The organism is Ruegeria sp. A3M17 (assembly GCF_003318255.1).
Lineage (GTDB): Bacteria > Pseudomonadota > Alphaproteobacteria > Rhodobacterales > Rhodobacteraceae > Ruegeria.
Window position 1 is genome coordinate 118,500 of the sequence record NZ_QOCF01000040.1, and the last position, 14,173, is coordinate 132,672.

Consider the following 14,173-nt stretch of genomic DNA (forward strand, 5'->3'; position numbering starts at 1 on the left):
GTGAAAAGGGGAGATTTCAATGGCACTGGACAATGCGCACGACTTCTCGATGTCCCGAAAGGCAATGAAAGCCGAGCTTCTGGACGCGGAAACCGAATTGAAATTGGCATATGCGTGGCGGGACGACCGCGATGAACAGGCCCTTCACCGATTGATCACGGCCTATATGCGGTTGGCCATTTCGATGGCGGCCAAGTTCAAACGCTATGGCGCGCCCATGAATGATCTGATCCAGGAGGCCGGTCTGGGCTTGATGAAGGCTGCCGACAAGTTCGACCCCGACCGGGGTGTGCGCTTTTCGACCTATGCGGTCTGGTGGATCAAGGCGAGCATTCAGGACTATGTGATGCGCAACTGGTCAATGGTGCGCACCGGGTCCACCTCTTCTCAAAAATCACTGTTCTTCAACATGCGACGTGTGCAGGCCCGGCTAGAGCGTGAAGCCGCGACCGATGGCATGGATCTGGACCGGCATCAGCTGCATCAGATGATCGCCGCAGAAATCGGCGTCCCGCTGCGGGATGTGGAAATGATGGAAGGCCGCTTGTCCGGCTCTGATTTCTCGTTGAATGCCGTTCAATCGGCAGATGAAGACGGCCGGGAATGGATCGATGCGCTGGAAGATGAGCGCGAACAAGCCGCAGAGGCGGTCGAAAACAGTCACGATACCCAGCAATTGCGTGAATGGCTGGTTACGGCAATGCAGGCTTTGAATGATCGCGAGAGGTTCATTGTCCGCGAACGCAAGTTGCGCGAACCCGCCCGAACGCTGGAAAGCCTTGGGCAGGAACTTAGCCTATCCAAAGAACGCGTGCGTCAGCTTGAGGCGGCAGCTTTTGTGAAAATGCGCAAGAACCTTGAAGCCCAATCGCGTGAGGTGCAACACTTTATCGCATGAAACATCTTGCGATTCTGCTTTGTGCACTGGTGGTTATGGCCTCTCCTGGCCGTGCTGATGATTTGATACCTGTCGACGTCCTGACTGCGATGACGTCTGCTGACGTTGTGATTTTAGGTGAAATTCACGACAACCCGCAGCATCACATCGCACAGGCTGAGGCATTGGGGGCCATCAACCCCTCGGCCGTCGTCTGGGAGATGGTGACCGAAGAGGGTGCCCAGCGGCTGGCGGACAAGGCCATTTCCGATCCGGAAGAGCTTGCCAGAATTCTGAAGTGGCTCGAATCCGGCTGGCCGCCGCTTAGCATGTACTACCCAGTCTTTCAGGCCTCAGATGCGCCGGTTTACGGTGCCATGGTTCCGCGCGCGGCGGCGCGCGCGGCTATGGAACGCGGCGCTGCGACGGCCCTAGGCGCAGATGCCGCGCGATATGGTCTGACCGTCCCCTTACCACGGGATGAGCAGGCGGCGCGCGAAGCCGATCAGCTGGCCGCCCATTGCAATGCGATACCCGAGACCGCCTTGCCGCAACTGGTCGCAATCCAACGGTTGCGCGACGCGGTTCTGACAAGGGCCATATTGCGCGCGACGGATGATACCGGCGGACCTGTTGCAGTGATCACCGGCAATGGTCATGCCCGTAAGGACAGAGGGATTCCAACCTTTCTGTCCCGGCTACGCCCCGGTTTGAAAGTTTTCGTGCTCGGTCAGTCCGAGGATGGCGTCATCGACGGTGAGTTCGACGCTGTGATCGATAGCCCCGGCATCGAACGTGAAGATCCTTGTCTGGCGTTTGAGACACAGAATTAACCGCTGGAACTGTCTGTTGGCCTTGCCTAATGTCGGGCCGACCGGGACGGGAAGGGCACAATATGCTGGCATCGAAACGCATTCTTCTAATCATCGGCGCTGGAATCGCGGCCTATAAGTCGCTGGATCTGATCCGGCGGCTGAAAGAACGTGGTGCCTCGGTGACACCGGTTCTGACAGGCGCGGCCGAAGAGTTCGTGACCCCGTTGTCGGTCTCGGCGCTGGCCGGAGAGAAGGTCTATCGCGATTTGTTCGACCTGACGGATGAGGCCGAGATGGGCCATATTCAGCTGTCGCGGTCCGCCGATCTGATCGTGGTCGCACCGGCAACGGCGGACATGATGGGAAAGATGGCGGCTGGGCTGGCTAACGATCTGGCCTCGACCCTGCTGATGGCGACAGATACGCCGGTTTTGTGCGCACCGGCGATGAACGTCCGCATGTGGGATCATCCGTCAACACAGCGCAACCTCAAGCAACTGCAGGCAGATGGTATCCGGTTTGTTGGCCCAAATGAGGGTGACATGGCTTGTGGAGAGTACGGCCCAGGCCGGATGTCGGAGCCGCTTGAGATCGTGGCCGCGGTCGAGGCACAACTTGGCAACGGTCCGCTGAAGGGCAAGCGCATTCTGGTCACTTCCGGCCCGACACATGAACCGATCGACCCGGTGCGCTACATCGCCAACCGGTCCTCGGGCGCGCAGGGCACCGCAGTGGCACGGGCGTTGTCTGCGCTGGGGGCTGATGTGGTTTTTGTTACCGGCCCTGCCGATGTTTCGCCGCCCGAAGGTGTGCAGGTTATCCGCGTGGAAACCGCGCAGCAGATGTCCGACGCGGTCGACGCTGCACTGCCGGTAGATGCGGGTGTGTTTGCTGCTGCGGTCGCGGATTGGCGCATGGCGGCGGCTTCAGACAAGAAGCTGAAGAAAAGCCGCGATGGTCTTCCGTTGCTGGAGTTTGCTGAGAACCCCGACATCCTCAAACGCGTGTCCAAGCTGGATGCGGGGCGGCCGACGTTGGTGGTTGGCTTTGCCGCAGAAACTGACAACGTGCTTGAACACGCCACCGCTAAACGTGCGCGCAAGGGCTGTGACTGGATCGTCGCCAATGATGTCAGCCCTGCGACGGGCATCATGGGGGGATCGGAAAACGCGGTCACCCTGATCTCGGACGATGGGGCCGAAGAATGGCCGCGCATGGGCAAGGATGCAGTGGCGCAACGTCTGGCGCAAAAGATCGCCGACGCTCTAACAAGCTGAACAAGAGGTGCAGTGATGGTAGAAATTCGTGTGATCCGCGAAGACGGGGCCGATCCGGCCATCGCTTTGCCGTCTTATGAAACAACAGGAGCAGCCGGTGCAGATGTCCGGGCGAACCTGCCGAATGGCGCTTCGATCACGCTGGAACCGGGGCAGCGCGCTTTGATTCCCACGGGGCTGCGGATCGAGATTCCAAATGGGTATGAGGTGCAGGTACGACCCCGGTCTGGCCTTGCGCTGAAACACGGGATTACTCTGCCTAATACGCCCGGTACGATCGACAGTGACTATCGCGGTCCGTTGGGGGTGATCCTGCTGAACGCCGGTCAGGAAAGTTTTGAGATTGCGCATGGCGAACGCATCGCGCAACTGGTCGTCGCCCCCGTCGTGCAGGCTGCGTTTGAACCCGTTGAGGTGCTCAGCGACACAGATCGCGGCGCAGGCGGTTTTGGCTCGACTGGACGCGGCTAATGCTTCTGGTTCTGATCCTTGCCGGTGCGCTGTGGGGCATTGGGTACGTGGCGGGGGTGTCCCGAACTGCTCGCTCCGTGTCGGTCAGCGTTTTGCTGATCGGAGTACTTGTTATCCAACTGACGTTGCCGGGTGGGCACCCGCTGCGCGAGGCAACCGGCGGGTCTGCGGCATTGTGGTTGATCCTAGGTGGTGCCGCGGTTTTGGTATTGAGCTATGGCAAGGTGCTCAAAACGCTGCGCAACCGTGCCGCGCCACAGCCAGTCGAGGAAACCACGATGCAGTCTGACAAGTTCTCTGAGACCGAGTTGGAGCGGTATGCCCGCCACATCGTCCTGCGCGAACTGGGCGGGCCGGGGCAGAAAAAGATGAAACAGGCCCGTGTGCTGGTTATCGGCGCGGGCGGTCTTGGTGCGCCCGCGTTGCAGTACCTTGCGGCGGCTGGCGTGGGCACCATCGGTGTGATCGACGACGATATCGTTGAAAACGCCAACCTGCAGAGGCAGGTGATCCACCGCGATGCCGACATTGGCATGCCCAAGGTTTTTTCGGCCCAGCAAGCCATGCAGGCGCAAAACCCGAACGTGATTGTTCTGCCCTACCATCGTCGTCTGACCGATGAGATTGCAGCAGACCTGTTCTCCGATTTTGACCTGATCCTGGACGGCACCGATAATTTTGACACGCGCTATTTGGCCAATCGTACCGCGGTCGCTCTGGGCAAACCGCTTATTTCAGGTGCTCTGTCGCAATGGGAAGGTCAGCTAAGCGTCTTTGACCCCGCCAACGACGCGCCTTGTTATCAGTGTATCTTCCCTGAGGCACCGGCCCCCGGTCTGGCCCCGTCCTGTGCTGAAGCGGGGGTTGTTGGCCCGTTGCCCGGCGTTGTGGGGTCGATGATGGCAGTTGAGGCGATCAAGGTCATCACCGGGGCCGGGCAGGCGCTGCGCGCCGAAATGCTGATCTATGACGCGCTTTACGGCGAAAGCCGCAAGATCACCCTGACCAGACGTTCAGATTGCCCCATATGCGGAGAAGTTGACGCGTAAGCCAACCGCCGGGCTAGATTGGCTAGAGATTTCGTCTGTATCGCGGGCACCCCCTCTGGACCATTCCGGCCCGCCTCCCTAGCTTGACAAGCAAAGGAGATCCGCATGACCAACCCGATCCTGTCCGCCTGGACCACTCCATTTGAAATCGCGCCGTTCGCCGAGATTTCGGATGATGATTTTGCGCCTGCATTGGACAAGGCGATGGCTGCCCACAACGCGCAGATCGACGCGATTGCCGACAATTCTGACCCAGCTAGTTTCGCCAATACAATCGAGGCGCTTGAGGCGGCCGGAGAGCAGATGGACAAGGTTCTCTCCGTCTTTTTCACCGTTGCAGGTGCGGACAGCAACCCGGCGCGGGAAGAGCTGCAACGCGCATTCTCACCAAAACTCTCGGCGCATTTTTCGGGGATTTCGTCAAACAAGGCGCTGTTTCGGCGAGTTGCGGACCTGTGGGCGCGCAAGGATCAGCTGGACCTGACCGACGAACAGGCCCGCGTTCTGATGCTGACCCATCGCGGCTTTGTGCGTGCTGGCGCAGCATTGGAAGGCGATGATGACACCCGCATGCAAGAGATTAAGTCGCGCCTTGCCACGCTGGGGACGTCCTTCACCCAGAACCTTTTGGCGGACGAGCGCGAATGGTTCATGAACTTGACCGAGAATGATCTGGAAGGATTGCCGGGTTTCGTCGTGGATGCAGCCCGCGCCGCCGGGGAAGAGAAGGGTTCCGATGGCCCCGTCGTCACTCTGTCGCGGTCGCTGATTGTACCGTTTCTGCAATTCTCACCCCGCCGCGATCTGCGCGAGAAGGCGTATCGGGCCTGGACCGCGCGCGGGGCCAATGGTGGTGAAACGGACAACCGCGAGATTGCGGCTGAAATCCTGAACTTGCGCGAAGAACGTGCCAAGTTATTGGGATATTCCAGTTTCGCGGACTACAAGCTGGAAACCGAAATGGCCCGAACGCCGGACCGCGTTCGCGATTTGCTGATGCAGGTTTGGGGGCCGGCAAAGGCGCGGGCTGACGCCGACGCCGAAACCTTGACCGCGATGATGCAGGAAGATGGCGTTAATGGTCCGTTAGAGGCGTGGGACTGGCGCTACTACGCCGAGAAGCGCCGCAAGGCTGAACATGATTTGGATGAAGCTGCGCTGAAGCCGTACTTGCAGCTGGATCGTATGATCGAGGCCGCCTTTTCCTGCGCCAACCGGCTGTTCGGGCTTGAGTTTGCCCCGCTGGACGTGCCGCTTTATCACTCCGATTGTCGGGCTTGGGAGGTAACGCGCGACGGGCAGCATATCGCTGTCTTCATCGGCGATTACTTCGCGCGAGGTTCCAAACGATCGGGCGCATGGTGCAGCGCTATGCGGTCGCAGGCAAAGCTCCCCAGGGTTCAGGCCCCCATCGTCATAAATGTTTGCAACTTCGCCAAGGGCGACCCGGCGCTGCTGTCTTATGACGATGCGCGCACGCTGTTCCACGAGTTCGGCCATGCATTGCATCAGATGTTGTCCAACGTGACCTATGAAAGCATCTCTGGCACCAGTGTCGCGCGTGACTTCGTAGAGCTTCCCAGCCAGCTTTATGAACACTGGCTGGAGGTGCCCGAAGTACTGGCCGAATTTGCCACCCATGCCGAAACTGGTGAGCCGATGCCGCAAGATATGCTTGTGAAGGTTCTGAAGGCCGCGAATTTTGATCAGGGGTTCCAGACCGTGGAATACGTGGCCTCAGCCTTGGTCGATTTGGCGTTCCACGAAGGCGAAGCGCCAGCTGACCCGATGGCGAAACAGGCGGAGGTTCTGGACGGTATCGGAATGCCGCAAGCCATCGGTATGCGCCACGCGACACCGCATTTTGCCCATGTCTTCGCCGGCGACGGCTATAGCTCGGGCTATTACAGCTACATGTGGTCTGAGGTCATGGATGCTGACGCATTCGCGGCCTTTGAAGAAGCTGGGGGTGCCTTTGACACGGAGCGCGCCAAGGCACTGGAGGATAATATCCTGTCCACCGGCGGCTCGCGCGAAGCCGAAGACTTGTATCTGGCGTTCCGCGGGCGTTTGCCGGGGGTCGAGGCGCTGTTGAAAGGTCGCGGGCTTATCGCGGCCTGAATGGATCAGTAGCCCAGATGGCGGTCGACGAGGTGCAGGAAGGGTTTGCCTTCCTCCCCTCGGATAATGTTCTGACAGATCACTTGCGCCGCAGTTGTCGGACGGGTTTCCGACGCGATATGCGGCGTGACGGTCACGTTGGCATGCGCCCAATACGGGTGTTCCGGCGGCAGGGGCTCTATGCGGAATACGTCCAACGTGGCGTGGCCGACTTGTCCGGAATCCAATGCGGCCAGCAGCGCGTCATCGTCGATCAATGGACCGCGACCGGGATTGATGATCCGAGCGCCTTTGGGCAGCAAGGCGAGAGTGTCCGCATTCAGTGCGTTTTCCGTTGCGGGGGTGTCGGGCAGCAACAGGACAGCGATCTCGGCACTGGACAACGCGGCGCGCAAGCCGTCGGTGCCATGCAGGCATGTTACCCCGGGGATGTCCTTTGCGGTTCTGCTCCAACCGGTCACTTTGAAATTCAGCGCGGCAAGCGCGGTTGCTGCGGCTTCTCCCAACGCACCAAGGCCCAGCACGCACACATTCCGTTCGCTGGCAAGCGGCGGGGCGTCGGGCGCCCACACGCCGTCCTGCACGATCATATAGCGGTCCATGCCCAGGTGATAACGCAGTACCTGACCAACGACCCATTCCGTCATGCCATGCATCAGCCCGTGGTCCACCATCCGGGCCAATGGCACGGTCAGCGTTTCGTTGCCCGCGATTTTTTCTACACCGGCCCAAAGGCTCAGAACTGCCTTCAAACGTGTATAGGGTGAAAAATCCAGCAACCCGCTTGTTGGTGCGTAGACAACATAGTCGACCTGATCAGGCTCAAACTCGATCGCCAGACGGAAATCCAGACCAGCCTGGGACAGCCCTTTTGTAAGCAGAGGTTCATATACGGGCCATTGTTCAGGGCGCGCGGAAAACAGGATGTTGACGGGCATGAAGGGCCTTTCAATTCAGCGAGGGCGGTGAATATGCGCGCTTTGAACAATGCCGAAGGCAGCCATCAGAACCAGCATGGCGGATCCGCCGTAGCTGACCATTGGCAGGGGCACGCCCACAACCGGCGCAAGGCCCATGACCATGGACATATTGACCGCGAAGAACAGGAAGAAGTTGAGCGCAACACCCAAGGTGACCAGGGATGAGAAACGGTCTTTGGTCGCCAATGCCGTGACCAAGCAAAAGACAATGATCAGGGCGTAAAGGGTCAGCAAAGTGATACCTCCGACAAACCCGAATTCCTCGGCCAGCGTGGTAAAGATGAAGTCTGTGTGTTTTTCGGGCAGAAAGTTCAGGCGCGACTGAGTCCCTTGCATGAACCCGCGCCCGTTCCAGCCGCCTGACCCCAGCGCAATTTTCGACTGGGTAATGTGATAGCCTGCACCCAGCGGATCGGTGGAGGGATCAAGGAAAGTGTCTATTCGGCGGAACTGGTAATCCTTGAGCAACTGCCACTCGGTGCCCCGGCTGTTGAACACGGTCGCAATCAAGCCGACCACCGCCGCGATAACGGCGGCGAAATAAGCCCAATGCACACCAGCCAGGAACATCAGCCCCCCGCCCGCCGCTAACAACAGGATCGAGGTGCCCAGATCGGGTTGTTTCAGAACCATAGCCGTAGGGATCAGGATCAGGATGACCGGAATAAGCACCCAGAGTGGTCGCGATGTCTTATGAGAAGGCAACCAATCGTAGTAGGCAGCCAGAACCATGACCAGCGCAATCTTCATGACTTCGGAAGGCTGGAGCCTCATGAAACCAAGGTCGATCCAACGCTGCGCACCCATGCCGATGGTACCAAAGAGCTCCACAAATATCAGCAGAACGATCGAGCCGAGATAGGCCAAGACGGACATGTTGCGCCAGAACCAGATCGGTACCAACGCGATGATGAACATAACGGTCAATCCCAGTCCGAACCGCTCAACCTGGGGTTCGGCCCAAGGCATCCAGGACCCGCCTGCGACCGAGTAAAGCATCAGGAATCCGGCGCTGGCGACGCTGATCAGCAACAAAGTCAGCGGCCAGTTCATGTAGAAGAATTTGCGAAACCCTGATGGCGTGGATTTGACGGCGTACTCAAGATAGCTCATGCGCGGTCCTTTTCATCGGGTCGCGCTTTGGGGCGGCGGTCGCCCTCAAGCCGTTTTTGTTGTTCCTTGATGCGGTCACGATCCGCAACTGGATAAGCCTCGAGCGGTGGGGTGCCGTTGTACAGAGCCTGCAACATGATGTCCCGCGCGACCGGGGCCGCGGCCTTGGATCCGCCCCCGCCGTGTTCCACCACTACCGCCACGGCGTATTTTGGGTTGTCGTAGGGGGCAAAGCTGACGAATAGCGCGTGGTCGCGCCGTTCCCATGGCAGGTCTTCGTTTCGGATTACGCCAGCCGCGCGTTCGGCCTTGGTGATGTTGCGCACCTGACTGGTTCCGGTTTTGCCGGCCATGCGGAATTCATCGTTGATGATGCGGCTGCGATAGGCGGTGCCGGCCCTTTCGTTTGAAACCGAGAACATCGCTTTGCGTACCTGATCCAGATTGTACGGATTGACGTCCAGCGGCTCGCCCCCGCCAGACGGTTCCTCGATGCCATTGACCGACCGCACCAAACGCGGCGTCACGGCCCGGCCCGTGGCGATCCTTGCCGTCATGACCGCAAGCTGTAAGGGTGAGGCCAGCATGAACCCTTGCCCGATCGCGGCATTCGCCGTGTCGCCCACCAGCCAGCTTTCGCCGTGGATCCGCTCTTTCCATTCCTGATTGGGGGCCAATCCGGCGGCGACGGCTGACATCGGGATGTCGTGCTTAACGCCCAGTCCGAATTTGCGCGCCATTTCCGATATATTGTCGATCCCGGTACGCACAGCGACATCGTAATAGTAGACGTCGCAGCTACGCTTTAGCGACAAGTTAAGATCCACAGTCCCATGCCCGCCGCGCTTCCAGCAGTGGAAGCGGCGGCTGCCGACCTTCAGGTGGCCGGGGCAATAGACGGTGTTGCCAGGGCTAACTACTCCGGCCTCTAGCGCGGCAAGTGCGGTGATCATCTTGAAGGTCGAACCCGGCGGGTAGGTTCCCTGAACCGTCTTGTTGGCCAGCGGGCGGTAGTTATCTTCAGTCAATGCCCGGTAATCCGCGACCGATATCCCGCGTACAAACAGGTTCGGGTCGAAACTGGGGGCAGAACTTATGGCCCGGATATCCCCGGTTTCGCAGTCGATGACGACTGCAGCCGCGCTTTCACCGGCCAAGCGCGCCTGGGCGTATTGCTGTAAGTCCGCATCGACGGACAATTGCAGATCGGCTCCGGCCTCGCCTTCTTGCCGGTCAAGCTCGCGCATAATGCGGCCAGTGGCGTTGACCTCGACACGTTTTGCACCAGCTTTTCCGCGTAGGTTGATTTCCTGTTTGGACTCCAGTCCGACCTTGCCGATCTGGAACCGGGGGATACGCAACACCGGTTCGGGATCTTCGATCAGGCTGAGATCATAGTCACTGACTGGCCCGACATAACCAACGACATGGGCGAAATCCTCATAGCGGGGATACTGACGGGCCATGCCCACTTCGGGCGTCACGCCGGGCAGAGCGGGCGCATTGACCGCGACCTTGGAGATATCCTCCCACGTGACCTGATCGGCCAGTGTGACTGGCAGGAACGGAGCAGAGCGGCGCATCTCGGTCTTGGCGCGGTCAATCTCTTCCTGAGTCAGCGGGATAAGCTCTGAAAGTTTGGCGATGACTTTGTCGACGTCGCCCGCATCTTCGCGGACCATAACAATACGATACGATTGCGTGTTTTGTCCGATGATCTGGCCGTTGCGGTCATAAATGCGCCCGCGCGTCGGGGGGATCAGACGAATGTTGATCCGGTTTTCTTCGGCCAGCAGGCGGTACTCGTCAGCCTGATCCACCTGCATAAAGCGCATTCGAGCGGCCAGCCCACCGATAAACGCAGCTTGCAACCCGCCCAGGATCAACGCGCGGCGCGGTAGGCGTTTGTAGGCCAGTCCTTGCGCTTTGGGATTGCGTTGTTTCATGCCCGGGCCCCTCTTGTGCCGGGATCCGACACTGAGACACGCCGAACGCCAAGCACATTCTGGCTGAGAAGAACGACCACAGGATAAACTGCAATTGTCAGAACCACTTGTATCACCACAGGACCCAACGCTGCTTGCTGTACCGATAGAATAGCAAGAATGACGCGGTTCAATATGAAAATTCCCGCGATCACCACAGCGGCCGTTGTCCATTCAGCCATAAACCCGGCGTCGCGCATTCCGGGCGCGGCCGAGCGCAGATACACCGATCCCAGAACCACAAGTGCTGCCAGCAGGCCCGGAGGTCGTTGCAGCAGCAAATCGGCCATCAGCATCACTGCAGCAACCAGAAAAATGGGAACGTATTCCGGTCGGCGAAGAACCCAGGCGAACGTTAACGCGATCAGCATGTCCGGAAACGGCCAGCGATCCGGCTGTGTGTCCAATGGAAGAAGATGCAGGAACATGACCAGCAACGCCAGAAACACGTACAAACTGCGTTTGAGCCAAAGATGAGAGGTTTGCCTATCCATCGCCGACCTCCGGCGGGGTCAGGGCGGCCTCGGGTTGCCGTGGACCCACGATGCCGCCAGGATCCGAGATCACCGGGGCCAAGTGGAAGCGCAGAACTCGAAGGAACTCTAGCCGTTCGAAATCTGCGGACAGACGCACCCGCAAACGCCCGCCCGGGTCTTCGGTGATTTGCCCGATCAGCAACCCTCCGGGAAAAACGCCGCCATCGCCCGAGGTCACAACGCGGTCGCCCGGACGTACCAGTTCGCGGTTTTCCAGAAACTCCACCGACGGGGATTGGGTGTTATCGCCGGTGATCAGGGCGGTTTGGCCAGACGGTTGAATCGTGGCCGGTATAGCGCTGGAAGCATCTGTCATCAGGATGACACGAGCGGTGTCGGGGCCAACGCCCGAGATACGCCCGACGACGCCAATCCCGTCCATGGTGGCCCAGCCGTCCCTGATCCCGTCTCTCTCACCCACGTTCAGCAGGACCGACTGACGGAAGGGCGAGCCGCTGTCGGCCATGACCACCCCGGTGATATAGGTCAGGCGCGGATCAAGACGCACATTGTTCAGATCCAATAGGCGGGCATTTTCCTGTTCCAACTGCAGCGCGGCCTCTTTCCAGGCGCGCATGATGCGCAATTCGCTGCGCAATTCCTGGTTCTGATCACTCAGCCGTTGATAACTTTGGAAATCGCGCACCAGATTGACGGCGGCGGTGACAGGAACCATGGCCCATTCCATCGACGGCACAACACTGTCCACGACCTGTGCGCGAAACCGTTCCACGCGCGGGCTGTCGATCCGCCAGATCAGAAAGATGCCTAGCAGACACAACACAACAATCCCCAGCAGCAGGCGGCGCAAGGGGGTTGTGTATTCATCGCGCTGTGATCGGTCTTTTGCCACAGGACTCCTTCCCGTGCTGCTCGTGCCGAATTTACCCTATGTGGTAAAGGGTGCGCGCCTTAGCTTTCGTAGTCAATCGCGTGGCGCAGTTGTTTTTCGTATTCCAGCGCCTTGCCGGTGCCCAAAGCCACACAATTCAGGCTTTCGTCGGCAATCGACACGGCCAAGCCGGTCTGTTCGCGCAGGGCAAGGTCCAGATCACCCAACAGCGCTCCGCCGCCGGTCAGCATCACCCCCCGGTCCACGATGTCGGCGGCCAGGTCGGGCGGAGTGGTTTCCAGCGCGGTCATTACCGCCTCGCAAATCTGCTGGACAGGCTCAGACAGCGCCTCGGCCACTTGGGCCTGGCTGATCTCAATTTCCTTTGGCACGCCGTTCAGCAGGTCGCGTCCGCGAATGTGCATCGACTGGCCGCGGCCGTCGTCGGGCATACGCGCAGTGCCGATGGTGGTCTTGATCCGCTCGGCGGTGGATTCACCGACCAGCAGGTTCTGCTGGCGGCGCAGGTACGAGATGATCGCCTCGTCCATACGGTCACCGCCAACGCGGACCGAGCGGGCATATACGATGTCACCCAGAGACAGAACCGCAACCTCGGTAGTACCTCCGCCGATATCGACAACCATGTTGCCGGTCGGGTCGGTTATGGGCATGCCTGCACCAATCGCGGCTGCAATAGGTTCGGCAATCAGACCGGCGCGGCGGGCGCCTGCGGACAGAACCGATTGCCGGATCGCGCGCTTTTCAACGGGGGTCGCGCCATGGGGGACGCAGACGATGATCTTGGGTTTCGAGAAAGTTGACCGCTTGTGCACTTTGCGGATGAAGTGCTTGATCATTTCCTCGGCAGTATCAAAGTCGGCAATCACGCCTTCGCGCATTGGGCGGATGGCTTCGATCGACCCGGGGGTCCGACCCAACATCAGCTTGGCGTCTTCGCCAACGGCCAGAACCTTTTTCACGCCGTCCTTGACGTGATACGCCACCACAGAGGGTTCAGAAAGGATAACACCGCGGCCCTTGACGTAAACCAGCGTGTTCGCTGTCCCAAGGTCGATAGCCATGTCCGCTGTGAACAGGCCGCCCAGATTGCCAAAGATCCCCATATTTTTCCCTGATCCTGTATGTCAGTTTTCTACTGCCCGCGACTCGACGGTTCCGGGACGGATGACTTATAGGGTGCCAACTCGCCCGGTAAAAGGGCTGATTCCGCGACAATCAGCACCTTTCCGCCTTAATTGCAGGGACTTTAGAAGGCATCATGCTCTCATATCAACATATTTACCACGCAGGTAACCTTGCGGACGTCCATAAGCACGCAATTTTGGCAGAAACGCTGGCCTATCTGACCCAAAAGGACAAACCGCTAAGCTACGTTGAAACCCATTCGGGGCGGGGGTTGTACCAGTTGGACTCGGATCAGGCCGTTCAAACCGGTGAAGCAGCCGCGGGAATTGAACGTGCGTTGACCGAAGGCTGGTTTGACGCCGATCATCCCCTGAGCAGGGCCATTGCCGCTGTACATGATCGGTATGGCAAAACAGCGTATCCGGGGTCGCCGCTGATCGCGGCGAACCTTTTGCGCCCGCAGGACAAGATGCACCTTGCCGAATTGCACCCGCAGGAATACCAGGCGCTGTTTGATGCTTTGATCACGACCGGGGCCCGGGCCTATCAGCAGGATGGCTTTGAACTGGCCCAGTCCCTGCTGCCGCCAACGCCGCGCCGTGGCGTTTTGCTGATTGATCCAAGTTATGAGGTCAAATCCGATTATGACAGGCTGCCCGGCATCATCGCTTCGCTGAATCGGAAATGGAACGTGGGTGTGATCGCGCTGTGGTATCCGATATTGGCCAATGGGCGGCATCAGGCCATGCGCGACGCTTTGGCGAAACGGGATTTCCCCAAGGTTCTGCACCACGAGGTCCACTTTCCGGCTTCGCGCGAAGGGCACGGTATGGTTGGATCGGGAATGTTCGTTGTGAACGCGCCCTATGGTCTGAACGCGTGTGCCAAAACGTTGGACGGCCTGTTCGGCAAACTGCGCGGATGAGCAATCAGTGATCACATGGGGCTTTCCTAAAGTATGCCACGCA

At 59.4% G+C, this 14,173-nt stretch carries 13 protein-coding genes; 7 read left to right on the forward strand and 6 right to left on the reverse strand.

The window, feature by feature from the left end; translation table 11 throughout:
* Positions 1 to 19: 19 nt before the first annotated feature.
* The 6 genes from DS906_RS21615 (at position 20) to DS906_RS21640 (ending at position 6,610) form a co-directional block, all read left to right on the forward strand.
* Positions 20 to 898 (forward strand): RNA polymerase factor sigma-32, encoded by an 879-nt coding sequence (locus DS906_RS21615; RefSeq protein WP_113792107.1) that lies wholly within the window; start codon positions 20 to 22, stop codon positions 896 to 898.
* A complete protein-coding gene (locus DS906_RS21620; protein ID WP_113792108.1) occupies positions 895 to 1,710 on the forward strand; it encodes a ChaN family lipoprotein in 816 nt (271 codons plus the stop codon). The genes DS906_RS21615 and DS906_RS21620 overlap by 4 nt, the downstream gene beginning before the upstream one ends.
* 62 nt (positions 1,711 to 1,772) lie before the next feature.
* Positions 1,773 to 2,969 (forward strand): bifunctional phosphopantothenoylcysteine decarboxylase/phosphopantothenate--cysteine ligase CoaBC, encoded by a 1,197-nt coding sequence (gene coaBC / locus DS906_RS21625; protein WP_113792109.1) that lies wholly within the window; start codon positions 1,773 to 1,775, stop codon positions 2,967 to 2,969.
* A 15-nt stretch (positions 2,970 to 2,984) separates the two neighbouring features.
* Complete coding sequence (dut, locus tag DS906_RS21630) at positions 2,985 to 3,440, forward strand: dUTP diphosphatase (protein ID WP_113792110.1); 456 nt, start codon at positions 2,985 to 2,987, stop codon at positions 3,438 to 3,440.
* Entirely contained in the window at positions 3,440 to 4,489 is a 1,050-nt protein-coding gene (locus DS906_RS21635; protein ID WP_113792111.1) for a molybdopterin-synthase adenylyltransferase MoeB, read from the forward strand. The genes dut and DS906_RS21635 overlap by 1 nt, the downstream gene beginning before the upstream one ends.
* A gap of 105 nt (positions 4,490 to 4,594) precedes the next feature.
* A complete protein-coding gene (locus DS906_RS21640; protein WP_113792112.1) occupies positions 4,595 to 6,610 on the forward strand; it encodes a M3 family metallopeptidase in 2,016 nt (671 codons plus the stop codon).
* A gap of 5 nt (positions 6,611 to 6,615) precedes the next feature.
* Here DS906_RS21640 and DS906_RS21645 read toward each other — a convergent pair whose 3' ends face one another.
* From DS906_RS21645 to DS906_RS21670, 6 genes are read right to left on the reverse strand one after another with little or no spacing between them, the layout of a single operon-like run.
* Complete coding sequence (locus tag DS906_RS21645; protein ID WP_113792113.1) at positions 6,616 to 7,548, reverse strand: glyoxylate/hydroxypyruvate reductase A; 933 nt, start codon at positions 7,546 to 7,548, stop codon at positions 6,616 to 6,618.
* Between the two features lie 15 nt (positions 7,549 to 7,563).
* Positions 7,564 to 8,703 carry a rod shape-determining protein RodA gene (rodA, locus tag DS906_RS21650; protein ID WP_113792114.1) on the reverse strand — a complete coding sequence of 380 codons (1,140 nt, stop codon included), beginning with the start codon at positions 8,701 to 8,703 and terminating at the stop codon, positions 7,564 to 7,566.
* Positions 8,700 to 10,649, reverse strand: coding sequence for a penicillin-binding protein 2 (mrdA, locus tag DS906_RS21655; RefSeq protein WP_113792115.1), 1,950 nt, complete (start codon positions 10,647 to 10,649; stop codon positions 8,700 to 8,702). Before mrdA ends, rodA begins: the two co-directional genes overlap by 4 nt.
* Complete coding sequence (locus DS906_RS21660) at positions 10,646 to 11,182, reverse strand: rod shape-determining protein MreD (RefSeq protein WP_113792116.1); 537 nt, start codon at positions 11,180 to 11,182, stop codon at positions 10,646 to 10,648. The genes mrdA and DS906_RS21660 overlap by 4 nt, the downstream gene beginning before the upstream one ends.
* Positions 11,175 to 12,077 carry a rod shape-determining protein MreC gene (gene mreC / locus DS906_RS21665; RefSeq protein WP_108860807.1) on the reverse strand — a complete coding sequence of 301 codons (903 nt, stop codon included), beginning with the start codon at positions 12,075 to 12,077 and terminating at the stop codon, positions 11,175 to 11,177. The genes DS906_RS21660 and mreC overlap by 8 nt, the downstream gene beginning before the upstream one ends.
* Positions 12,078 to 12,136: 59 nt before the next feature.
* Positions 12,137 to 13,183, reverse strand: coding sequence for a rod shape-determining protein (locus DS906_RS21670; protein ID WP_039523195.1), 1,047 nt, complete (start codon positions 13,181 to 13,183; stop codon positions 12,137 to 12,139).
* Positions 13,184 to 13,338: 155 nt separating this feature from the next.
* Between DS906_RS21670 and DS906_RS21675 the strand changes: the two genes are divergently transcribed.
* Positions 13,339 to 14,130, forward strand: coding sequence for a 23S rRNA (adenine(2030)-N(6))-methyltransferase RlmJ (locus DS906_RS21675; protein ID WP_113792117.1), 792 nt, complete (start codon positions 13,339 to 13,341; stop codon positions 14,128 to 14,130).
* The last annotated feature ends 43 nt before the right edge of the window (positions 14,131 to 14,173 follow it).

Bases quoted from the DNA above. Each gene is read 5' to 3' on its own strand.
- DS906_RS21620 (WP_113792108.1), top strand. From the start codon at position 895: ATGAAACATCTTGCGATTCTGCTTTGTGCACTGGTGGTTATGGCCTCT.
- DS906_RS21615 (WP_113792107.1), top strand. From the start codon at position 20: ATGGCACTGGACAATGCGCACGACTTCTCGATGTCCCGAAAGGCAATG.
- mrdA (WP_113792115.1), bottom strand. From the start codon at position 10,649: ATGAAACAACGCAATCCCAAAGCGCAAGGACTGGCCTACAAACGCCTA.
- dut (WP_113792110.1), top strand. From the start codon at position 2,985: ATGGTAGAAATTCGTGTGATCCGCGAAGACGGGGCCGATCCGGCCATC.
- coaBC (WP_113792109.1), top strand. From the start codon at position 1,773: ATGCTGGCATCGAAACGCATTCTTCTAATCATCGGCGCTGGAATCGCG.
- DS906_RS21635 (WP_113792111.1), top strand. From the start codon at position 3,440: ATGCTTCTGGTTCTGATCCTTGCCGGTGCGCTGTGGGGCATTGGGTAC.
- DS906_RS21640 (WP_113792112.1), top strand. From the start codon at position 4,595: ATGACCAACCCGATCCTGTCCGCCTGGACCACTCCATTTGAAATCGCG.
- DS906_RS21645 (WP_113792113.1), bottom strand. From the start codon at position 7,548: ATGCCCGTCAACATCCTGTTTTCCGCGCGCCCTGAACAATGGCCCGTA.
- DS906_RS21670 (WP_039523195.1), bottom strand. From the start codon at position 13,183: ATGGGGATCTTTGGCAATCTGGGCGGCCTGTTCACAGCGGACATGGCT.
- DS906_RS21660 (WP_113792116.1), bottom strand. From the start codon at position 11,182: ATGGATAGGCAAACCTCTCATCTTTGGCTCAAACGCAGTTTGTACGTG.
- rodA (WP_113792114.1), bottom strand. From the start codon at position 8,703: ATGAGCTATCTTGAGTACGCCGTCAAATCCACGCCATCAGGGTTTCGC.
- DS906_RS21675 (WP_113792117.1), top strand. From the start codon at position 13,339: ATGCTCTCATATCAACATATTTACCACGCAGGTAACCTTGCGGACGTC.